Below are 23,337 nucleotides of genomic sequence, written 5' to 3'. Positions count from 1 at the left end.
AATATTTACTTTACTATCTTTATAAATAACATAAAATAGAAAAAGACTGTTAGATAAGATAAGGATCGTATAATGCAGCCAGAAATAACACGAGAACTGTTTGACAAAGTAATCCTACCCGTTTACTCACCAGCTAAATTTATACCTATTAAAGGGAAAGGTAGTAGAGTATGGGATCAACATGGTGAAGAGTATATCGATTTTGCAGGAGGGATTGCGGTTAACGCGCTTGGTCATTGCCATCCTAGGCTAATTAATGCCTTACACCAACAAAGTGAACAATTATGGCATGTAAGTAATGTTTTTACCAATGAACCGGCTTTACGCCTTGCCCAAAAAATTATTAATAATACCTTTGCTCAGCGCGTTTTCTTTGCTAACTCAGGTGCCGAAGCAAATGAAGCCGCCTTCAAATTAGCAAGATATTATGCGGCGCAAAAATATAGTCCTTATAAAACTAAAATTATCTCGTTTTATCAATCGTTTCACGGTCGCACCTTTTTTACAGTATCAGTAGGGGGACAAGCTAAATATTCCGATGGTTTTGGTCCTAAACCTGCTGATATTATTCATGTCCCTTTTAATGATTTGAATGCCGTTAAGGCAGTAATGGATGATCATACGTGTGCAGTGGTGTTAGAACCGGTACAAGGAGAAGGTGGATTAAATGCAGCAACGCCAGAATTTTTGAAAGGTTTGAGAGCACTTTGCGATCAATATAACGCTTTGTTGATCTTTGATGAAGTTCAATGTGGAATGGGAAGAACTGGTACTTTATACACTTATCAGCAATATGATGTGGTTCCAGATATTTTAACTTCTGCAAAAGCACTTGGCGGAGGATTCCCTATCAGTGCAATGTTAACAACCGATGACATAGCATCGGTAATGCACCCAGGTGTTCACGGCACGACTTATGGTGGTAACCCTCTTGCTTGTGCTGTTGGTTGTGAGGCATTTGATATTATCAACACACCTGATGTACTTCAAGGCGTTCAAAAACGCCGAGCAATCTTTATTGAACAACTTGAAAATATAAATGATAAATTCAAAGTATTTCGAGAATACCGTGGTAAAGGACTACTTTTAGGTGCTGAATTACAACCAGTGTTTCATAATAAAGCACGTGACTTCTTGAATGTTGCCTCCGAATTTAAAGTAATGATCCTTAATGCAGGACCAAATGTGCTTCGTTTTACCCCTTCACTAATTATATCTGAAGACGAAATAAACGAAGGAATGAACCGACTTAGCAAAGCAGTCGAAAAAGTTGTCAATTCCTAAGTTTTTCTATACAGTAACGGCATTTTAAGTGATTAAGTGCCGTTAATGCACTTAAAGGACATTTTTTATGACCGACATTCGACCATTAAACTATGCTAAAACGCATTTTATTTTAAGTGCACCCGATATTTCACATTTACCAATTGATAGTGGCGTTGAAGTTGCCTTTGCCGGCAGATCTAATGCCGGTAAATCAAGTGCACTTAACACATTAACCAATCAAAAATCTTTAGCAAGAACCAGTAAAACACCGGGGCGAACGCAACTTATTAACCTATTTGAAGTGGAAGAAAATTGTCGTTTAGTTGATTTACCGGGCTATGGTTATGCACAAGTTCCGGAAGCGATTAAACGCAAATGGCAAAAATCATTAGGCGAATATCTGCAAAAACGAGAAAGCTTAAAAGGCTTAATTGTATTAATGGATGTTCGGCATCCGCTTAAAGATCTCGACCAACAAATGATTGAGTGGGCTGTATCAGTTGATATTCCTGTTATGCTACTGTTAACTAAAGCCGATAAACTTGCTTCAGGCGCATTAAAAAAACAGGTTAACATGGTTAAAGAAGCTATCTTACCTTTTCAAGGTGATATTACTGTTGCACCGTTTTCATCGCCAAAACGTATCGGCTTAGAGCCTTTGAAACAGAAATTAGACCAATGGTTCAGCCAGCAATAAAGGAACGTTAAAATGGATAGTTCAGCCTTTTCATTTCAATCATTATCACCCGACGTTATTTTTGCTAGTTTGGCAACCGTTGGTATTCGGGTTGATTCGGGGCTGACTGCTTTAAATAGTTATGAAAATCGTGTCTATCAATTTTCTGATGAGGATCGCATACGATATGTCGCCAAATACTATCGCCCCTATCGTTGGAATCAGGCACAAATTCTTGAAGAGCATCAATTTACTAAGCAACTATCAGAAGCTGATATTCCTGTCGCTGCGCCATTAACCTTTAATGGTCAAACTTTGCATGAATATGAAGGCTACCTATTTGCTCTGTTCCCAAGTGTAGGAGGACGGCAATATGAAAGTGATAATATCGAGCAGATGGAATCGGTAGCCACTTTGCTGGGACGTATTCATCAAATTGGTGCAAAACAACCTTTTATTTATCGCCCCACAATTGGACTCGAAGAATATCTTTATCAGCCTAAAGAAGTTTTGTTAACCTCTAATTTGATCCCTAAGAAAATCCATGACGAACTCAAGACCAGTTTAACCCACTTAATACAGATTGTTGAGCAGCATTGGCATACCGATTGGCAACCAATTCGCCTTCATGCTGATTGCCATGCGGGTAATATATTATGGCGTGATAGTGCCATGTTTGTCGATTTTGATGATGCACGTAATGGACCAGCGATTCAAGATATTTGGATGTTACTCAATGGCGATCGAAAAGCGCAACAATTGCAACTTGATAGCATTCTTGAATGCTATCAAGAGTTTTATCATTTTGATATAAACCAACTGAGTTTAATTGAACCACTTAGAGCAATGAGAATGGTGCACTACCTAGCTTGGATAGTTCAGCGTTGGCAAGACAGAGCTTTTCCAATCGCATTTCCTTGGATACTCGATGCTGATTTTTGGTATCAGCAATTAGCTGAATTTAATCGGCAAAGTCAAGCCATTAAAGCGCCACCGCTACAATTGATGTCAATGTTTTAAATTGAGCAGTATCAAGAATAAATTACGCCAAATAACCTCTATTGCAAATCAGGACAATAATATCATTCAATATTCTGCAATTGAGCAAATCATCGATTGATCAAGGTTAATAAATTCACTAAGTCGGGAGCGTTTGCCACCAGTTGCTCTTTTTTCTGTTTAGAAAGCTGTTTTATACGATACTCAAGTTTCAATGCGGTTGATCTGTCACCGACACTGATTTGATAAACAACGGTTAAATTATGATGCCCTTTAAGGTGTTTAGCACCTTTACCATTTTGATGCTGGCGTAAACGCCTGGCGACATCAGTTGTGATACCAGTATATAAAGAGTGTTTAGCCGTTCTGATAATATACAAAAACCAAATAGCAGAATGATTACCCATAACCAAATTTAAAACGCAGATGTAATTTAGATGGATATAATACGCTGTTTAACCAATTTAATCAGTAAAGTCCCGTTCTATTATTAGAGATGATCGGTTTGGTACCGATATCTTTGTCAAAGAGCCACATTAATGTCATATCATCCTGTTTATATTTGACAATGCTAATACAAGGATTTAGCCAAATTTGTATAATTCTATCAACTGATAACAATAAACTCTTTTGTATTTAATCACTAAGCTAAATTGCATAATAGAGTAAAGATTAAATTAACTTTATTGGCAATAAGTACACTGAGACATAACAAAAATGCTATTGTATTAAACGTTAATTGCCCGCCTTTTCCCAATTTTATGTAAAATAAATTTCAGCTAACTAGTAACCAATATTTTTTCGCACGCATCACCTGTTAATATTGACAGTTTCATTTACTTTAAGCTTGATAGTGTTTAAGATAAACTCATTTTTTGATGTATCTTAGGACTTTAAAACTTGAATAACTTTGCAAACATTATTGAAATCGAGCGCGGCAATATGAAGTTCGCTTACGTACAAAATGATGAGATAAATTATTTGGAACTTTTTGACCAATTTTTGGCCGAAGAAGGACATCATGAGCTACTCGATCCAAGTGATAAAATTGAGAGATATACTTATCTAATTAATCACAATCAATCTAAATTTATTTTCAAAATAGATGGCGGTGTTGAGCATCGTTTAGAACGTCGACTTATTGCTAAAATCACTGGTGATTTTTATTTTAATCTGATTCGTAAGCTGGCTAAAATTTCGTTGGATAAATGCGATATCGCTTATGAACTCTATTTAGTCGCTTTTGATAAAACCACCAATCGCCACTATATGATCTTTAATTTTATTGAAGGACGTTCATTAACATGGGATGAAATGCGTGAATATGGAGAGCAAGTTAAAGCATGTATTGAAAAACTGCATAGTTATAATCTTGTTTCAAACGATGTTCACGGTGGTAACTTTATTTTAACTCCAGAGGGTAAAATCAAAGCAATCGACTTAACTAACTCCGGTTTTATTTGGTTAACTAAAGCCAATGATGCAATCGAATTGCGTGAGCGCTTTGGTATTAAAATTAATGTTCCTTTCTTGGCTATGGCAATTAAAAAATTTACTCACGGATTTAAACGGTTATCGCGTAAAATTCGAGGTAAAGAAGATTAATAAATTAAATGAGAGAAAGACAAACCTCTCTCATTTTTCTGCAAATAAATATAATTAATTCAATATATTAAATTATACATTTTAATGATTTTCAGCTCTAAAAAATATTTAAATTCTTCTGTTCTAAATACTGGTAAATACTTTTATAACCGTTTAGAATAAAACTAATCATGCAAAGAAGGATGAGTTATGAGAAAGTTAATTGGTTTTACTGTTTTAGTTGCGTTGCTAACTGGTTGTTCTTCTCAGAAGATGCTGTCAATCTATCAAACAGATGGTGTAGAAATTACTCAAAACACGTTTGGTGAGGATATCATAAATAAATACAGTACTTCACAACCAATTACCATTCTTCATTCTTCATTATCACTCTGTATTACACAAGAACTTGATAATCGCCCAGTAGTTTTGAACCGTGAAAACTATTTAAGTTCGGCATGGTGGCCATATTATAATATGGCTTCTCTACAAGCAATTACGATAAATGGTGGTGATACTCTCATATTAGTTGAAGGAAATAATGTTGTTGCTAACGCTATTACCAATTATCAATCACAATCTAAATACTTCGTTAGTTATACATTAACCGCAACTCGCAATGCCAAAAATATTCATTACTTATTTAGCAATATCAAACAAGCTCAACAATATACTGCTTCTATTGGCAATGAAGGGTTTGAAAATGTAAAAACCTTGGAAAGAACCCACCCAGATTTAGTTATTGATGCACTCAATAAAGAAGTCGATAAAATTCAGGCTTGTTTATTACATTAATACTGTACGCTAAAAAAAATTACAGTTGAGAAACGGGGGTTTTAAGCCTAAAATTGATACAAAATTCTTATCAAGACATTTTAAAAAGTAAAAATCATCATGAAAAAAATTCTTTTTTTATTATTGCTTCCATTTTCTAGCTTTGCACAAAATGACATAAATGACTTTTGGAAAAATGATTTTTGGCAAATTAATGAAGTAGTAAATCATGAATTGGATTTATTTGAGTTATCCAATCCCCCCGCTGAAAGATTACATATAAGTTCGGATGGAACGAAATTTATTTACGGTAACTCGCTAACTTTTAATACTAATGGTACTTTCTTATCAAAATACTCTGCTAGGTGTGGTAACGATTGTTTTACCGGTTCGGAAGGTACTTTTGAAAAAATTGATGAAACACATCTTCGATTACAAATCAATTTATTCTCGCGTTCTGGCGATTGTGAAGGCGTAGAAGATAGAACAGTTCGAGATTTAGGAACTTTTGAAATTAAACCAACTGAAAATGGCTATGAATTAGTTAAATTAAAGGATGAATGAAGACTAGCTATAAAATAATAAGATAATAAGTAAGTAATATCCTTCTTTTCATTAAATTAATTAAACCAACTCCTTAATTTATTATTCCCTAAATTATTTGTTATCTATTAGATAAACAATACAAAAATTGTTGATTCATTGATGTATAAAAAAAGTTGAGGAGCGGGGTTTTTTGAGTTTAAAAATAGTCAAAATTTGACATCAATCCATTCTTTAATTAGATAACTTATAAAAGTCTTTCTAATAAATTAGTCATTACTAATTCTTCCATTTTAAAGGTGACTTTGTCATAAAAACCTATATAAATCAATCATAAAATTATTAAGATACTTACATTAGTTACAAAACTAGTTAGTTAACTTTCTTATTCTTCTGATTTCTTTCTGCATAACTATACTGCATATGTGCTATAAAAAAATAAAGAGGTTTAGTTATGAGTATGTTACAAGATATAAAAGAAAACAAAATGTATATAGGTTCACTTCCCCTCCCCATATTTTTAGTTTGTTCGATTATCGTTATTATTGCTGCACAATTAGATATGCTACCTAAAAGCCTTATTGGTGGTTTTGCTGTGATATTACCTTTAGGTTGGTTTTTAGGCACTGTCGGGCAGAATATTCCATTTTTCAAAAAATTTGGGGCGCCTGCCATTTTGTCACTTATCGTTCCTTCATTATTGGTTTACTACAACGTTTTTGATGAGAATACTTTATCAGCAACAAAGATGTTAATGAAAGACTCTAACTTTTTACTCTTTTATATCGCCAGTTTAGTGTGCGGTAGTATTCTTGGTATGCATCGAGTTATTTTAGTTCAAGGCTTTATTCGAATGATGATTCCGATGCTATTAGGTATGTGTTTAGCTGCGTTTGTTGGCGTCTGTGTCGCCGTAGCTTTTGGTGATGATTGGGAGCACGCCTTCTTTTATACCGTTTCACCAGTAATGGCAGGAGGAATTGGTGAAGGTGTTTTGCAACTGTCCAATGCCTACAGCAATATCCTTAATCAAGATTATAATGTTTTTGTTAGCGCATTAATTCCTGCAACTGTTGTAGGTAACTTTTTTGCAATCACTTTTACGGCGATTATGAGCCGAATTGGTGAAGTTAAACCTCACTTAAGTGGGCACGGTCAATTAGTAAAAATTGAATTTGATGGCTTAGCTGAAGCGTTAAAAGATGATAAGACACCACTTGATGCTCGTGCAATGAGTGGCGCAGTTATGATTTTAGCTACGCTATTTATCTTCGGTATGATTTTAGAAAAAGTAACTCATTTCCCTGGTCCTGTTTTAATGATTATTGCTACCGCTGTAGTTAAATATTTTCGTTTATTACCAGCGAGTGTCGAACGAGGAAGCCAACAATGGTACAAATTTATCTCAGGCAACTTTACCTTTCCATTAATGGCAGGACTTGGGCTACTTTATATAGATTTAAATAGCGTAGTTAAAGTATTAACTATCCCATACTTTATTACCATTATCTCTATCGTCTTCACTGTTTCAATGACAGGATTTGTTTGTAGCTTCTTCTTAAAAATGTATCCAGTTGAGGCATCTATTATTTCATCTTGCCAAAGTGGAATGGGTGGAACTGGTGATGTAGCGATACTTTCAACAGCCAACAGAATGAACTTGATGCCTTTTGCTCAAGTTGCAACACGATTAGGGGGAGCTTTAATGGTGATATGCACCACGGCACTGATGCGTTATTTACATATGTAGTTTTATAAACATTAAAGAATGAATAAGAAGTTTTAAAAGCAGTTTGAGATGAATATTGGTTTGATCTCAAAAAATATTAAATATAGTTTTAAGTATTTAAAAAGGTAAGCATTATGACAACAGTACAAGAAAAAGCGTTAGCAATCAGTAAACAAATGCACGGTAAATTTGAAACTCACTCGAAAGTCCCTGTTAATTCAATGGCAGATCTTAGTGTTGCTTATACACCAGGGGTTGCGGCAGTTTGTACCGAAATTGCTAAAAATCCCGATTCAGTTTATGAATATACTAGTAAACGTAATTTAGTTGCGGTTATCACTGATGGTTCAGCTGTTTTAGGGTTAGGAAATATTGGGCCAGAAGCAGCAATTCCAGTAATGGAAGGCAAGGCAATTTTATTTAAACAATTTGCAGATGTTGATGCAATACCTTTATCAATTAATACTCAAGATCCAGATGAGTTAGTTAAACATATAGCAGCATTAGCGCCCTCATTTGGAGGTATCAATCTGGAAGATATTAGTGCACCAAGGTGTTTTGAAATTGAAAAACGATTACAAGAATTATTAGATATTCCTGTATTCCATGATGATCAACATGGTACAGCAATCGTTGTATTAGCAGCGCTTTATAATGCACTTAAAGTTGCAGGTAAGTCTATCGAATCGGCCAAGGTGGTGATTAACGGTGGCGGAGCAGCTGGTTTAGCAATTGCCGATATGTTATTAGCCGCTGGAGTAACCGATCTTAAAATTGTTGATAAGATTGGTATTTTATCCGAAGATGATCTTTCTTTACCACCTCACCATTTAGCCATGGCGAAGAGAACCAATAAGAACAAACAAAAAGGTACATTACAAGATGCGGTTAAAGGTGCTGATGTGTTTATTGGTGTTTCAGCCCCAGGAGTATTAAAAGCAGATTGGGTTAAAACGATGGCAGAAAAATCAATTATTTTTGCTATGGCAAATCCAACACCAGAAATATTCCCAGACGAAGCTAAAGCAGCTGGTGCTTATATTGTCGGTACTGGGCGTAGTGATTATCCGAATCAAATTAATAATGTTTTAGCATTCCCTGGCATATTTAGAGGCGCTTTAGATGCTAGAGCAAAAAATATTACATTAGCCATGCAGCTTGCAGCAGCAAAAGGATTAGCCAATATCATTACACCTGACAAACTATCAATTGATTGTATATTGCCAAATGCATTTGAACCTAATGTAGCCAAGGTGGTTGCTGAAAGTGTAAAAAATGCAGCAAATAATCTTTAATAGTCGATTAAATTAGCTATAAACCTACTAATACGAAATTTATTAGTAGGTTTTCCTGCCTAATAAGTTATGATAGTAAGTGATCGCTTTTTATACAGTAAATGAGAATGAGATATTTATTTAATAAATTACCACTCAACGTTAAGTTAATAAGCCTGATTTGCTTAGTGTTTATACTTTCAGTTATTGCACAAAATATTTATATTGTTCATGTAGTGAATAACGAATATCTTATCAACTCTCGCCAACGAGTTGAGAATATCGCAAATATTATCTCTACATCACAAAGTATCATTGACGAAATACAAAATCCTACACCACAAAATATTGCTTCCATTCAAAAAACAACAGAACAATCCAGAGCATTAACACAAACTGATTTTATTGTGATATTTAATATGCAAGGCGTTCGATATTCGCATCCCGATGAAAATAAAATAGGTCAAACTATAGTTGGTGGAGATGAACAGCGCGCATTAAATGGTGAGTCCTATACTTCAATTGCGAAAGGCACATTGGGAGATTCTGTTCGGGCTTTTAAGCCAATTATGAATGATAAAGATCAACAAATTGGTGTAGTTTTAGTTGGTCAGACCTTGCAAAAAATTAATCATTTAGCATCAAGAACAAGTCAGCCGATTTGGCTATCCTTGTTTGCTTCATTATCGATAGCTATTCTTTTGGCCTATTTGTTATCTCGCAATATAAAGAAAATTTTATACGGCCTTGAGCCAGTTGAAATGGCACAGCTATTTGCTGAGCGAAATGCTATTATCCGAACGGTAAAAGAAGGCATTGTGGTTATCAATCGAGATGGATTAATTACACAGATCAATGATGAAGCAATTAGAATTTTGCGCATAAAAAAAGATAAAGAAAATATTATAAGCTTACCTATTGGTGACTTTATTCCAAATACTCGACTGCACGAAGTGATGATGAGTGGAAAAGCTGAATATGATTGTGAACAAAATATTAATGGCGTGGTGATACTAACCAATCGAACTCCATTATTTGTTAATGATATTTTAGTTGGAGCTATTGCTTCATTTAGAGATATGACAGAAGTACGTAGATTGGCAGAAAATTTAACAGGAGTTAATCGTTATGCCGATGCTTTACGTTCACAATCTCATGAGTTTAATAATAAATTACATGTTATTTATGGGTTAGCCTTTAATGACAATAAATCTGAATTAATTGATTATCTTGAAGAAATTATTGGCAATCAACAAGCGGAATCTAAACTTGTTAGTCAATATATTAAAGATCCAATTATTGCAGGATTTTTAAATAGTAAATTTAGCCGAGCACGTGAGCTAAATGTGACATTAACGTTTAATATTGATGGTATTTTGGCACCAATAGCAGATACATCTGTGACACATGGTTTAGTTACAATACTTGGTAATTTAATTGATAATGGACTTGATGCAGTACAATTTTTGGATGATAAGCAGATAAAGGTGAGTTTAGTTATTGATAATTCTAATTTTCAGATTGAAATCAATGATAATGGTGAAGGTATTTCTGAAAATGATATTCAATATATTTTTCAAAAAGGCTATTCGACAAAGGGCGATAATCGTGGTTTTGGGCTTTATTTAGTATTAGCTAGTATTGATGAGTTAGATGGGCAAATACAATTATGTGATTCTGATAATAAAAAAGGGACTTGCTTTAAGGTATTATTACCATTAGAAGAGATTTATAGGAAAAAATAATCATATGGTAGAAGTTTTAATTGTTGAAGATGATCCGATGGTAGCAGAGCTCAATAAAAAATATTTGCAAATGCTTCCTGGTTTTAATTTAGTGGCAACTGTTACTAATGGAGAACAAGCGCTACATTTTATCCATGATAATCATATTGATCTATTGTTGCTTGACGTTTTTATGCCAAAACTAAATGGTCTTGATCTGTTAAAATATATTCGAATTAGTTACCCTAAAATAGATATTATTATGGTAACCGCCGCATGTAATACCAATGATATCCAAACCGCATTACGTTTAGGAGTCATTGATTATATTGTTAAACCCTTCACTTTTGAGAGATTTCGTACGGCTTTGATTTCATATCAAGAAAGGATTCGCCTATTATCATCTTCCGAAATACTAAACCAGAATCAATTAGATGATCGAATTTTCACTAAAAACTTTAATACTACAAATAGATTACCAAAGGGAATCGACTCACAAACTTTACAATCTGTTCGAGATGTTATTGTTAACTATCAACAAGATTTCTCTATGAGCGATATTATCGAATTGATTCCTTTATCTAGGATATCGGTTAAGAAATATCTTGATTATTTAGAAGAGTTAGGAGAAATAGAAAGCCATTTGACCTATTTACCAATTGGCCGTCCAGTAAAACGTTATATTTATCAAAAATAGTTTATTTAGTTTGTTATTAATTGTGCTGTAAATGATTACTAAGTTTACTAAAACTATTCATCCATTGTAATTTCATCTAATGATAAGCTGAAACTTGGGACAAATACATCTAAAAAATAATCCATTTCTGGAGTATTACGATCTGATAATGTTTTTTTCAATCGTTGTTCTGCTAACCTAAACTCATTATTACCCGCACTAAGCTCTTCAATTGTTTTAAGATATGCACACAAAGCATCTGCTTGTTTTACAATGCTTTTTTCATCTTCATCATAATAATCGTCATCAATTAGTGTTTTAAAGTCATCTTGTAACTCTTTTGGCAACATATTAATGAGTTTATTTTGAGCTATTTTTTCAATCTTTTTGTATTCAGATGTGATCTGTGGGTTGTAATATTTAGTCGGTGTCGGTAAATCACCCGTTAATACTTCTGATGCATCATGATACATAGCCAGTAATGCTATGCGTTCAGGGTTAACATTACCATTAAATCGTTTGTTTTTAATTATCGCTAAAGCATGTGCAACAAAAGCAACTTGAAGGCTATGTTCTGATACATTTTCAGTTCTCACGTTACGCATTAAAGGCCAACGATTAATTAGTTTTAAACGCGATAAATGAGCAAAAAAATGGCTGTTATTCATTATGATTATCTCATTGATTCTAAAATAAAAAACGCCTCCAAATCGGAAGCGTTAGTAAATTTATAATATGATTTTAGGTTGTAATATTTAGTCGGTGTCGGTAAATCACCCGTTAATACTTCTGATGCATCATGATACATAGCCAGTAATGCTATGCGTTCAGGGTTAACATTACCATTAAATCGTTTGTTTTTAATTATCGCTAAAGCATGTGCAACAAAAGCAACTTGAAGGCTATGTTCTGATACATTTTCAGTTCTCACGTTACGCATTAAAGGCCAACGATTAATTAGTTTTAAACGCGATAAATGAGCAAAAAAATGGCTGTTATTCATTATGATTATCTCATTGATTCTAAAATAAAAAACGCCTCCAAATCGGAAGCGTTAGTAAATTTATAATATGATTTTAGGTTGTAATATTTAGTCGGTGTCGGTAAATCACCCGTTAATACTTCTGATGCATCATGATACATAGCCAGTAATGCTATGCGTTCAGGGTTAACATTACCATTAAATCGTTTGTTTTTAATTATCGCTAAAGCATGTGCAACAAAAGCAACTTGAAGGCTATGTTCTGATACATTTTCAGTTCTCACGTTACGCATTAAAGGCCAACGATTAATTAGTTTTAAACGCGATAAATGAGCAAAAAAATGGCTGTTATTCATTATGATTATCTCATTGATTCTAAAATAAAAAACGCCTCCAAATCGGAAGCGTTAGTAAATTTATAATATGATTTTAGGTTGTAATATTTAGTCGGTGTCGGTAAATCACCCGTTAATACTTCTGATGCATCATGATACATAGCCAGTAATGCTATGCGTTCAGGGTTAACATTACCATTAAATCGTTTGTTTTTAATTATCGCTAAAGCATGTGCAACAAAAGCAACTTGAAGGCTATGTTCTGATACATTTTCAGTTCTCACGTTACGCATTAAAGGCCAACGATTAATTAGTTTTAAACGCGATAAATGAGCAAAAAAATGGCTGTTATTCATTATGATTATCTCATTGATTCTAAAATAAAAAACGCCTCCAAATCGGAAGCGTTAGTAAATTTATAATATGATTTTAATGACTTATGCTAAAACAAGCTGTCTTGTACCTAAAGCAACAGGAACATTTTGTTCTTCATCAAAGGTGACATATTCCCAAGCATCTTGTTTAGCTAATAACGCTTGCAATAGTTGGTTATTTAAAGCGTGACCTGATTTATAACACACTACTTCACCAATCATATTATGGCCACTCATGTATAAGTCACCAATGGTATCTAGCATTTTATGACGTACAAATTCATCTTCAAAACGAAGACCATCTTCATTAAGAACTTTATAATCGTCAACAACAATTGCACAATCTAAGCTACCGCCTAAACATAATCCTTTAGATTGTAATGCTTCAATATCTCGCATAAATCCAAACGTTCTTGCACGACTGATTTGACGAATAAAAGACTCTGAAGAAAAATCCAATTGGTAACGTTGTGAACTGTTATCAATAGCTGGATGACGAAAATCAATAGTGAAATCTAATCGAAAACCACTATATGGTCTTACTTCTGCCCATTTATCACCATTTTCGACACGAACAGTTTCTTTAACTCGTATGAATTTTTTCAGTGCATTTTGCTCAGTAATTCCAGCATCTAATAATAAGTAAACGAATGGGCTTGCACTTCCGTCCATAATTGGAATTTCGGGCGCATTTACTTCAATAATAATATTATCTATACCGAGCCCAGCTAATGCAGAATTGATATGTTCAACAGTTGAAATACGAACATTATCTTCATTAACCAAACAGGTACAAAGCATTGTATCACGCACAGATTTTGCATCCACAGGAAAATCAACATACGGATTTAAATCTGTACGGCGATAAATAACACCTGTGTTCTCTGGCGCAGGACGTAAAGTCAAAGTAACTTTTTTGCCAGTATGTAAACCGACACCAGTTGCTTGAATTGTCTTTTTTAAGGTTCTTTGTTTCACTTCGCACCTACTCTTTTTATTCGCTTCCATTATCCATTAGACAATAAGAAATCAAATAAGTTCAATACTAATTAGCCTGCTTACGGATAAAAGCAGGAATATCTAAAATTTTATGTTCTTCCATTGGAGAAACCGCTGGTTCATTAACAACTTTAGGCATTGGTTCCTCTTGTTGCTGTGGCAAATGATTTGTTTGGCCAAATAATGAACCATGTGATGTAACTGGCTTATTAATTTTAACTTCTGGACGTTTATCCATACCAATACCAGTTGCAACCACTGTCACACGAATTTCATCAGACATGTCTGGATCAAATGTAGTACCAACAACCACAGTTGCATTGTCAGAAGCAAAAGCTCTAACAGTACTACCAACAGTTTCAAATTCTTCTAAACCAAGATCAAGACCTGCTGTAACATTAACTAACACGCCACGCGCACCCGATAAATCAATATCTTCAAGTAACGGGCTTGAAATAGCCATTTCAGCAGCTTCTTCGGCACGGTTATCACCACTCGCACGACCAGAACCCATCATAGCGTAACCCATTTCGGACATTACCGTTCTAACGTCGGCAAAGTCAACGTTGATATGACCTGGTTTGGTAATTAATTCAGCAATACCTTGTACTGCACCTTTTAAAACACCATTAGCAGCAGCAAAAGCGTCTAATAGCTTAACGCCTCGACCTAATACTTTTAATAATTTATCATTTGGAATTGTGATAAGAGAGTCAACGTGTTTAGCTAACTCAGCAATACCTTGCTCAGCAAAAGCCATACGTTTTTTACCTTCAAATCCAAAAGGCTTTGTAACAACAGCTACAGTTAAAATACCGAGTTCTTTAGCAATTTCTGCAACAACTGGAGCTGCACCTGTTCCTGTTCCGCCACCCATTCCGGCTGCGATGAATACCATGTCGGCACCCTCAATCGCACTACGAATAACATCACGATCTTCTTCTGCTGAATTCCTTCCCACTTCTGGATTAGCTCCAGCACCAAGTCCTTTGGTCACATTATTACCGATTTGGATAGTTTGACCAACTTTAATTCTTTTCAATGCTTGTGCATCAGTATTTGCTGCAAAAAACTCAACGCCTTCAATATGTTCAGCAATCATATGCTCAACAGCATTACCGCCGCCGCCACCTACACCAATAACTTTAATGACTGCTGCTGGCTCATCATCCGCAACCATAGGCTCAAACATAACTTATCTCCAAATTTACGATCTAACAACATTGTACAGATAACCAGCTACAATGTCTACGAAGTTATTAAATATATTAGCTAAAATTCTTTTTTAAACCAACCGGTCAATCTTTTAGCTATCCCTTTCAATGATGATTTATTGCTATCTTTAGTATCATCATTCAATAAACTTTGTTTTCCATAGTGCAATAAGCCTACGGTTGTAGAACAATAAGGCTTTTGCACATAATCAGTTAATCCTGAAATATTCAAAGGTTGTCCAATACGAACTTGATTTTGAAAAACTTTTTCAGCACATTCAACCATGCCTTTAATTTGAGATGCTCCACCAGTTAAAACAATCCCTGCTGCCAACTGATATTTCACATTTTGTTTCTTAAGTTCATCTTGTAACACTAGTAATTCTTTTTGGACTAAAGATAAAAGTTCTGAATAGCGTGGTTCTATTACATCTGCTAATGTTTGTCTTTGTAATGAGCGTGATGGTCGTCCTCCAACACTCGGCACATCAATAACTTCATCTTTACCAACTAATGAACCGACAGCACAACCATAACGAATTTTGATATTTTCAGCATCCATTGGTGGTGCACCAAATGCATAAGCGATATCACTAGTAACAACATTGCCAGCATAAGGAATAACTACCGAATGACGTAATGCACCACCTGTATAAACAGTAACATCCATTGTTCCGCCACCGATATCAATAACACATACACCTAATTCTTTTTCATCATCAGTCAAGACTGCATAACTAGAAGCCAACCCAGAGAAAATAAGTTGATCAACTTTTAAACCACAACGTTCAACAGCCTTAACAATATTTCTTGCCATATCATTATGACAGGTGACCAAATGAACTTTCGCTTTCATTCTTACACCAGATAATCCGATAGGATTTTTAATGCCTTCTTGTAAATCAATTGAATACTCTTGAGCAATAACGTGCAAAATACGATGTTCATCTAATATTCGAACGGATTTAGCTGTATGAACTACGTTTTCGACATCTTCTGCCGTAACCTCTTCATCAGCAATTGGCACCATACCTATTTCATTTTGACAACGAATGTGTTTACCCGATAGGCTTAAATAAACAGAAGATATTTGGCAATCAGCCATTAATTCAGCTTGGTCAACTGCTCGTTGGATTGATTTAACAACTGATTCAAGGTCATTTACACCACCTTTATCAACGCCTTTCGATGGACAATGTCCAACACCAATAATATTGACCACACCATCAGGAAGCACTTCACCGACAAGGGCAAGTACTTTGGATGTGCCAACTTCAAGTCCAACAACCAATTTTTTCTCTGTTGCTTTCATACTTAAGCCTTTATTTATTCCTTATTGCGATATTTTTTCTCGTTGTACTGCGATGCCGTTTTCATAACGCAAATCAGCAGCCGTTATTTTTTCATCAGCTGGCATTCTAGACTGAATTTCAGGAAATAATTTAATAAATTGTTGATAGCGTTGTTCTATTTTTTCACTACCAACTATCAATTTTATATCCTGACTTTCAGAACATAAATCAGCTGTACATTGTTTAATCAGCAATTGCCAAGCATTACGTTCATCAGCTATAGCTGCTTTAATTTCTGATGCAAACTTGTTATTAGCTAACTTTCTAGAAATTTCTTCTAGCTTAAAATACGTTTCTAATATTGTTTTTGCTTTACCTTCAGGGCCATATATCCTAGGTAATTGCAATTCACCCAAACGATCTAATGGCACACTAAATACATTGCCAGCATTATCAAGTAGATATAAATCATTCCAGTAAAATGCAGGTTTGTATTCTTCAATATAAACAATCAACCTATCCGGCCATTGCTTACGGATACTAGCTTGTTTAACCCAAGGGTATCGCATTATTTCTTGTTGAATATCGTCAACATCCTGTCCTATATAGGTATTTGGCAATCCTAAACCTAATATTGCTTGTCGAAGATCATCTTCAGTTGTGTAAGTATACTCTCCACTTAAAGTCAATTGTGATAAAACCATCTGATCTGGATCTTCCATCCAGTTCTTAACACAATTGATAGCCCAGGCACTAATACAAATAATTATAATAAAGAACAAAAAACCTATCATTTGTTCTGAATTACGAAAAACAAGCAACCTTCTTCTATTTTGATGTTCTCGTTTGTGCGCTGCTTGTCGGACTTTTTTCATAAAATAAAGCCAATTATATGGTTGCTAATTGTAAAATACGTTTAACCAATTCACTAAATGACCATCCGTATTCTTTTGCTGCCATTGGTACTAAACTATGGTCTGTCATTCCTGGAGCAGTGTTTACTTCAAGTAAATATGGTTTTTCATTATTATCAAACATAATGTCCACTCTACCCCAACCTCGACAACCAACGGCTTTATAAGCATCTAAAGCTAATTTACGAATCTCTTGTTCTTTTTCATCAGATAATCCGCTTGGACAGAAATATTGGGTTTTATCTGACAAATACTTTGCATCATAATCATAAAAATTGGTAGCAGGCTTAATGTAAATTGCTGGTAAAACCTCATCACCAACTATCGCAACGGTAAACTCAGGGCCAGATAAAAACGATTCAACCATTACGGTATTATCATATTTGAATGCAACATCAATAGCAGCTTTTAATTCTTCTGCCTTATCAACTCTTGTCATACCAACACTTGAGCCTTCATGGCTTGGTTTAACAAATAATGGTAACCCAAGATTTTTAACAATATTTTCAATGTCAATTAATTGCGATTTTTCAACCATAACGTAATCAGCAACAGGTAAACCAAGTGATTTCCAAACTAGTTTTGTTTTTAACTTATCCATGGTTAAAGCTGATGATAAAACATCACTTCCGGTATAAGGAATGTTTTGATAAGTTAAAATAGCTTGGGTAATACCATCTTCGCCACCTCGACCATGTAAAATAATAAAAGCTTTAGTAAACCCTTCTTGCTTCAAATTTGTTATACAGTGATCTTTAGTATCGATAAGATGAGCATCAATACCATTTTCTTGTAACCCTGAAAATACTGCTTTACCTGATTTTAGTGATACTTCTCGTTCAGCAGAGGTCCCACCATACAACACAGCAACTTTATCAACCATTATTATAAAACCTCTTTTGAAAATAGTTGGCTACTGGCTAACTGACGGGCAACTCGGCCAACGCTTCCAGCACCTTGAGTTAATAACAAATCCCCACCTTGTAATAATTCTTTCATTATTTCAGGTAGAAGATCTAAATCAGAAACATAAATTGGATCAACTTTTCCACGATTACGAATTGAACGGCAAAGTGATCGACTATCTGCGCCTGCAATAGGCTGTTCACCAGCAGAATATACATCTAACATAACTAACGCATCAACTTGAGAAAGAACCTGCGCAAAATCATCAAATAAATCACGAGTACGCGTAAATCTATGTGGTTGAAATAACATCACCAATCTACGATCAGGCCAACCATTTCGAGCTGCCTGAATTGTGGCATTAACTTCGCTTGGATGATGTCCGTAATCATCAACCATCATAATATCTTTTCCATTTCCATCAGGAAAAATACCTAATAGATCAAATCGACGGCTAGTTCCAGCAAATTTTGCTAAAGCTTGTATAATTGAATTATCATCAATACCATCTTCAGTCGCAGCGATAATTGCTGCTGCTGAGTTTAAGGCATTATGTTTGCCAGGTGCATTTAATTCAATTTCTAAATCGTTATGATCTGGGCGACACACTGTGTAGTAACTAACGCCTCTTTCCTGACGATAATTTTTAATAACAACATCGGCTTCTTCACTAAAACCATAAGTGATAATTTTACGACCAACAATCGGTAACAATTCACGATTAATAGGATCGTCATAACACATAACAGCTAATCCATAAAAAGGAAGATTACGTAAAAAGGAAATAAAGGTTTGTTTAAGATTCTCAACACTTCCTTGATAAGTATCCATATGATCAGGTTCAATATTAGTTACTATAGATACCATAGGCTGTAAGTGTAAAAATGAAGCATCACTTTCATCGGCTTCTGCAATAAAATATCTACTACTACCTAATCTAGCATGGGTTCCTGCTGCTTTAACCAAACCACCATTTACAAAAGTTGGATCGAGTTTAGCTTCTGCATAAATAGCCGTTACCATTGCTGTGGTAGTCGTTTTACCATGGGTTCCTGCAATAGCTATACCATATCGAAAACGCATTAATTCGGCTAACATTTCAGCTCGTTGAATTACAGGAATACGAGCTTCTCTAGCTGCAACGACTTCTATATTATCTTGAGAAATCGCTGATGAGATAACAACAACACTTGCACTAAGAACATTTTCAGCAGCATGTCCGATAACAATCTTTGCGCCTAATGTTTCTAAATGTTGTGTTACTGCATTTTCAGCAATATCAGAACCGCTAATTTGATAGCCTTCATTAGCAAGAACTTCAGCAATCCCTCCCATTCCGGCACCGCCAATACCCACAAAATGGATATGTTTGACACGTTTCATTTCTGGAATGATTGCTCTTAATTCAGCTAATTCCTTAGTATTCACTATTAAACCCCTGGTTAATTATTTATTAAGTAAAGTCATTTTTTGATCTCAAACAGAACTTAACAAAACTGTTACTTAAAATTATAAATAAAATTCGTTATTTTACCACTGAAATCAGTGTTTCTGCCACTCTTTCTGTCGAATTTATAATGGATAAACTTTTCGCTTTTACAGCCATTTCAACTAATTCTTGTCGACTTAGGTTTGAAAGTAATTGAAATAATGAATCAACATTAAAATCAGGCTGTTCAATAATCTTAGCAGCATCAATATCAGCTAAAGATTTTGCATTCCAAAATTGCTGGCGATCTTTATGCATAAATGGAACAAAAATAGCACCAATACCAACAACTTCTATTTCACTCACAGTTAATGCACCGCTTCGACAAATAACTATATCAGCCCAGCTATAGGCTTCTTTAACATCACTAATAAATTCTGTTACTTGGTTAATGTTACAGTTCTGATAAGATTTAATTACATCATCTAACATTCCTTTGCCCGTTTGATGCCAAACAATAAATTTATCAGACAATTTTGAAATTGCTTGAGGAACAACAGTATTGATTACTTTGGCGCCTTGACTACCACCCATAACCAAGACTCTAATAGGGCCTTGTCTATTTTTGAGTCTTTCACTGGGTTCTTCAATTGTTAATAAGTCACTACGAACTGGATTACCAACCACTTCAGCATTTTTAAATGCTGTTGGAAAAGCTTGTAAAACTTTAGTTGCAATTTTAGCCAAATATTTGTTTGTTAATCCCGCAATGCCATTTTGTTCATGTAGTACCACTGGAATACCTAAACTTTTGGCAGCTATTCCACCAGGCCCTGAAACATACCCACCCATACCTAAAACAACATCAGGACGATACGCTTTTAAAATTTTCCTAGCTTGTAAAACAGCTTTCAATATTTTATAAGGCGCTTTTAATAATGCTAGTTTACCTTTGCCACGTAGGCCAGATATTTGAATAAAGTCTATTTCAATTCCATTTTCAGGCACTAACTGTGCCTCCATACGATCAGCTGTACCTAACCATCTTACTTGCCAACCTTGTTTCATTAAATGATGAGCAACAGCAATACCAGGGAATACATGCCCACCAGTACCACCAGCCATGACTAATAACTTTTTCATTATTTAATTGACCTTATTCTTGCTTGAGCTTGTTGTTGTCTAAACTCAAAATCTATTCTTAGTAATATTGCAACTGCAATACTCATTACAATAAGGCTTGAGCCTCCATAACTAATAAATGGCAAAGTTAAACCTTTTGTAGGTAACATACCGGATGTTACACCAACATTAACAAAAGTTTGAAAACCAAACCAAATGCCAATTTCACAAGCTAAATAGCCTGAAAATTGAGATCCTTCGTTTAACGCCCGATATCCTATAGCTAATGCTTTAAATGTTAGAAAGAAAAGTAATAACAACAAAGCTACGACACCGATATATCCATACTCTTCTGAAATAATTGAAAAAATAAAATCAGTATGACATTCAGGTAGATAGCGTAATTTAAAAATAGAATTACCAATTCCTTGTCCAGTTATACCACCGTTACCAATAGCCATTAATGAAGCAACAAGCTGATAACCAGCTCCAGTGGCATCTTGCCATGGATCAAGGAATGTCATTAAACGTGTCAAACGGTAAGATTCATATAAAATAAGGCAAGCAACTGCACCAACCCCAGTTAGTAAAATGGCAATAAATTGCCATAATTGAGCACCAGCAATAAATAAAATGCCGATTGTGACCATGAATAATACAATCACCGTACCTAAGTCAGGCTGTTTTAGTAATAAAATTGATAAAACAGCCATCACCACCATAGGTTTAAAAAAGCCCCAAAATCCGTTTTGAACTTCATCTGATTTACGAGCTAGATAACCTGCTAAAAATAGAAATAATGATAATTTAGAAAGCTCAGCTGGTTGAAAATTAAAAACACCTAACGGAATCCAACGCGACGCACCATTAATTGAAGAACCAATCCCCAAAACAACTATCAGCATAATAATTGAAATAATTAATAAAACTGATCCAAATTGTTGCCAACGTTGCATAGGAATATATAAAGCTATACACATTAAAAATAGCGACATTCCAATTTGGATTAACTCGCGTTGGGTATAAAAGAAAGGAGCACTTTCACTAAATGCCATTGATGAGGATGTCACCATAATTAAACCAAATATCATTAAACCAATCACTGTCCAAAGCAACTGGTTGTCGAAAGGAATATTTGGATTTACTTGTTTTCTTATCCAAAAGAATGTCATTTTTCACCCCTTTGAGTATACTGCTTAGCAAGTTGTGCAAAAAGATTTCCGCGCTCAATGTAATTTTTAAACTGATCTAAACTTGCACAAGCAGGCGAAAGCAACACCACGTCTTTTGGTGCTACTTTTTTAGCTATACATTCAATCGTTTCAGCCATCGTTTCTGTAATCGTTGATATATTAGGCGCTAAATTAGCAAGTAAATTTCGATCTCGTCCAAAACAGAAAATTTCAATATTTCTATCTTTTAAATAAGGAATCAAAGGTGAAAAGTCTGCTGATTTGCCATCTCCACCTAGCAATAAAAACAATTTTCCATTACATATAACACTATTTAAAGCAGCTTCTGTGCTACCTACATTTGTTGCTTTAGAGTCATTAATCCATTTTACCCCATTGCTCTCAAATACTAACTCAAAGCGATGAGGTAACCCCTGAAAATTAGCAATAGTTTTCAAACTTGAATCACGATCAATGTTTAAACTATCGGCAATAGCTAATGCTGCTAATGCATTCAAATAATTATGACATCCAATTAATTTCATTGCGTTAGTCGCTAGGACTGGCTTTTGTTGTGCAATCAAGTATTTATAATTATCATCTAAATGATAATCCCCAGCCTTTATTCCAAATGAAACACAGTGGTGATGATTATTCTTTGGTTTAGTCAATTTATCATCATGATTAATTACACAACATTTTGCATTGTGATAAATGCGTTGTTTAGCTTCAGCATACTGCATTAAACCAAGAGGATAACGATCCATATGGTCTTCGGAAATATTCAATATTGTTGCCACAGAAGCTTGTAAGCTTGATGTCGTTTCTAACTGAAAACTTGAAAGTTCTAACACATAAATATCACAATCTTGTTTTAATAGTGAAAGAGCAGGTTCACCGATATTGCCACCTACGCCAACTTTTAATCCAGCCTCTTTGACAATATCCCCAACCAATGTAGTAACGGTTGTTTTACCATTTGCCCCTGTAATAGCAATAATTTTTTTATTTCTATCTTGATTAACTTCACGGCAAAAAAGCTCGACATCACCAACAATCTCAATACCTTTTTCAGCGGCTTTTTGTAATTCAGGTGTAGATAATGCAATACCAGGACTGGCAATAATCAGATCTGCTTCAAATAGCCAGTCTATATTTAGATTTCCTAAATGATAAATAACACGATCATCTAATTGCTCTAATCCTGAAGGAGATAAACGTGTATCAATCACTTTCGGTATAACATTCTGAGCAAGAAAATAGTCAACACACGAAAGTCCTGTTATCCCTAATCCGATAATAACAACTTTTTTACCTTGATAGTCAACCATGATGCAATCCTACTCTATTTTA

General features: G+C 34.8%; 21 protein-coding genes and 3 pseudogenes. 10 read left to right on the top strand and 14 right to left on the bottom strand.

Going from position 1 to position 23,337, the window contains the following annotated elements; all coding sequences use genetic code 11:
• Positions 1 to 72 precede the first annotated feature (72 nt).
• From A9G07_RS08630 to A9G07_RS08620, 3 genes are all read left to right on the top strand, one after another.
• Complete coding sequence (locus tag A9G07_RS08630) at positions 73 to 1,284, top strand: aspartate aminotransferase family protein (RefSeq protein ID WP_065734825.1); 1,212 nt, start codon at positions 73 to 75, stop codon at positions 1,282 to 1,284.
• A gap of 67 nt (positions 1,285 to 1,351) precedes the next feature.
• Positions 1,352 to 1,963 carry a ribosome biogenesis GTP-binding protein YihA/YsxC gene (gene yihA, locus A9G07_RS08625; protein WP_065562307.1) on the top strand — a complete coding sequence of 204 codons (612 nt, stop codon included), beginning with the start codon at positions 1,352 to 1,354 and terminating at the stop codon, positions 1,961 to 1,963.
• 12 nt (positions 1,964 to 1,975) lie between these two features.
• Positions 1,976 to 2,962, top strand: coding sequence for a serine/threonine protein kinase (locus tag A9G07_RS08620; RefSeq protein ID WP_065734824.1), 987 nt, complete (start codon positions 1,976 to 1,978; stop codon positions 2,960 to 2,962).
• Between the two features lie 89 nt (positions 2,963 to 3,051).
• Here A9G07_RS08620 and A9G07_RS08615 read toward each other — a convergent pair whose 3' ends face one another.
• Positions 3,052 to 3,348: a GIY-YIG nuclease family protein gene (locus tag A9G07_RS08615; protein WP_065734823.1), complete on the bottom strand. Its 297-nt coding sequence runs from the start codon at positions 3,346 to 3,348 to the stop codon at positions 3,052 to 3,054.
• 493 nt (positions 3,349 to 3,841) lie between these two features.
• Between A9G07_RS08615 and A9G07_RS08610 the strand changes: the two genes are divergently transcribed.
• The 7 genes from A9G07_RS08610 (at position 3,842) to A9G07_RS08580 (ending at position 11,266) form a co-directional block, all read left to right on the top strand.
• A complete protein-coding gene (locus A9G07_RS08610; RefSeq protein WP_065734822.1) occupies positions 3,842 to 4,546 on the top strand; it encodes a lipopolysaccharide core heptose(II) kinase RfaY in 705 nt (234 codons plus the stop codon).
• 189 nt (positions 4,547 to 4,735) lie between these two features.
• Positions 4,736 to 5,320 carry a hypothetical protein gene (locus A9G07_RS08605; RefSeq protein WP_065734821.1) on the top strand — a complete coding sequence of 195 codons (585 nt, stop codon included), beginning with the start codon at positions 4,736 to 4,738 and terminating at the stop codon, positions 5,318 to 5,320.
• 99 nt (positions 5,321 to 5,419) lie between these two features.
• Positions 5,420 to 5,863: a hypothetical protein gene (locus A9G07_RS08600; protein ID WP_065734820.1), complete on the top strand. Its 444-nt coding sequence runs from the start codon at positions 5,420 to 5,422 to the stop codon at positions 5,861 to 5,863.
• Positions 5,864 to 6,296: 433 nt separating this feature from the next.
• A complete protein-coding gene (locus tag A9G07_RS08595) occupies positions 6,297 to 7,592 on the top strand; it encodes a 2-hydroxycarboxylate transporter family protein (RefSeq protein ID WP_065562313.1) in 1,296 nt (431 codons plus the stop codon).
• A 113-nt stretch (positions 7,593 to 7,705) separates the two neighbouring features.
• On the top strand, positions 7,706 to 8,866 hold the full coding sequence (locus tag A9G07_RS08590; RefSeq protein ID WP_065562314.1) for an NAD(P)-dependent malic enzyme: 1,161 nt from the start codon (positions 7,706 to 7,708) through the stop codon (positions 8,864 to 8,866).
• 107 nt (positions 8,867 to 8,973) lie between these two features.
• Positions 8,974 to 10,590 carry a DcuS/MalK family sensor histidine kinase gene (dcuS, locus tag A9G07_RS08585; protein ID WP_065734819.1) on the top strand — a complete coding sequence of 539 codons (1,617 nt, stop codon included), beginning with the start codon at positions 8,974 to 8,976 and terminating at the stop codon, positions 10,588 to 10,590.
• A gap of 4 nt (positions 10,591 to 10,594) precedes the next feature.
• A complete protein-coding gene (locus tag A9G07_RS08580) occupies positions 10,595 to 11,266 on the top strand; it encodes a response regulator (RefSeq protein ID WP_065562316.1) in 672 nt (223 codons plus the stop codon).
• 53 nt (positions 11,267 to 11,319) lie between these two features.
• Here the strand turns inward: A9G07_RS08580 and yfbR (A9G07_RS08575) are convergent, their stop codons facing one another.
• The 13 genes and pseudogenes from yfbR (A9G07_RS08575) to murD all read right to left on the bottom strand — a co-directional run bounded on the left by yfbR (A9G07_RS08575) (position 11,320) and on the right by murD (position 23,315).
• Complete coding sequence (yfbR, locus tag A9G07_RS08575) at positions 11,320 to 11,913, bottom strand: 5'-deoxynucleotidase (RefSeq protein WP_065562317.1); 594 nt, start codon at positions 11,911 to 11,913, stop codon at positions 11,320 to 11,322.
• Positions 11,914 to 11,969: 56 nt separating this feature from the next.
• Positions 11,970 to 12,248: pseudogene (gene yfbR / locus A9G07_RS08570) on the bottom strand (5'-deoxynucleotidase); the annotation flags it as partial.
• A 56-nt stretch (positions 12,249 to 12,304) separates the two neighbouring features.
• Positions 12,305 to 12,583: pseudogene (gene yfbR / locus A9G07_RS08565) on the bottom strand (5'-deoxynucleotidase); the annotation flags it as partial.
• A 56-nt stretch (positions 12,584 to 12,639) separates the two neighbouring features.
• A pseudogene (gene yfbR, locus A9G07_RS08560) lies at positions 12,640 to 12,918 on the bottom strand (5'-deoxynucleotidase); the annotation flags it as partial.
• 81 nt (positions 12,919 to 12,999) lie between these two features.
• A complete protein-coding gene (lpxC, locus tag A9G07_RS08555; RefSeq protein ID WP_065734818.1) occupies positions 13,000 to 13,944 on the bottom strand; it encodes a UDP-3-O-acyl-N-acetylglucosamine deacetylase in 945 nt (314 codons plus the stop codon).
• A 37-nt stretch (positions 13,945 to 13,981) separates the two neighbouring features.
• Complete coding sequence (gene ftsZ / locus A9G07_RS08550; protein WP_370632624.1) at positions 13,982 to 15,115, bottom strand: cell division protein FtsZ; 1,134 nt, start codon at positions 15,113 to 15,115, stop codon at positions 13,982 to 13,984.
• Between the two features lie 92 nt (positions 15,116 to 15,207).
• Complete coding sequence (ftsA, locus tag A9G07_RS08545; protein WP_065734817.1) at positions 15,208 to 16,461, bottom strand: cell division protein FtsA; 1,254 nt, start codon at positions 16,459 to 16,461, stop codon at positions 15,208 to 15,210.
• 21 nt (positions 16,462 to 16,482) lie between these two features.
• On the bottom strand, positions 16,483 to 17,316 hold the full coding sequence (locus A9G07_RS08540) for an FtsQ-type POTRA domain-containing protein (RefSeq protein ID WP_081299464.1): 834 nt from the start codon (positions 17,314 to 17,316) through the stop codon (positions 16,483 to 16,485).
• A 13-nt stretch (positions 17,317 to 17,329) separates the two neighbouring features.
• Entirely contained in the window at positions 17,330 to 18,238 is a 909-nt protein-coding gene (locus tag A9G07_RS08535) for a D-alanine--D-alanine ligase (RefSeq protein ID WP_065734816.1), read from the bottom strand.
• 2 nt (positions 18,239 to 18,240) lie between these two features.
• On the bottom strand, positions 18,241 to 19,689 hold the full coding sequence (murC, locus tag A9G07_RS08530) for a UDP-N-acetylmuramate--L-alanine ligase (protein ID WP_065562322.1): 1,449 nt from the start codon (positions 19,687 to 19,689) through the stop codon (positions 18,241 to 18,243).
• 97 nt (positions 19,690 to 19,786) lie between these two features.
• Positions 19,787 to 20,833: an undecaprenyldiphospho-muramoylpentapeptide beta-N-acetylglucosaminyltransferase gene (gene murG, locus A9G07_RS08525; RefSeq protein WP_065734815.1), complete on the bottom strand. Its 1,047-nt coding sequence runs from the start codon at positions 20,831 to 20,833 to the stop codon at positions 19,787 to 19,789.
• Positions 20,833 to 21,984 carry a cell division protein FtsW gene (gene ftsW, locus A9G07_RS08520; protein WP_065562324.1) on the bottom strand — a complete coding sequence of 384 codons (1,152 nt, stop codon included), beginning with the start codon at positions 21,982 to 21,984 and terminating at the stop codon, positions 20,833 to 20,835. The genes murG and ftsW overlap by 1 nt, the downstream gene beginning before the upstream one ends.
• Positions 21,981 to 23,315, bottom strand: coding sequence for a UDP-N-acetylmuramoyl-L-alanine--D-glutamate ligase (murD, locus tag A9G07_RS08515; RefSeq protein ID WP_065734814.1), 1,335 nt, complete (start codon positions 23,313 to 23,315; stop codon positions 21,981 to 21,983). The genes ftsW and murD overlap by 4 nt, the downstream gene beginning before the upstream one ends.
• Between the last annotated feature and the right edge of the window lie 22 nt (positions 23,316 to 23,337).

Origin of the sequence: Gilliamella sp. wkB72, assembly GCF_001693745.1 — a bacterium.
GTDB classification, from domain to species: Bacteria; Pseudomonadota; Gammaproteobacteria; order Enterobacterales; family Orbaceae; genus Gilliamella; species Gilliamella apicola_E.
This window is presented reverse-complemented; position numbering and strand designations above follow the sequence as displayed.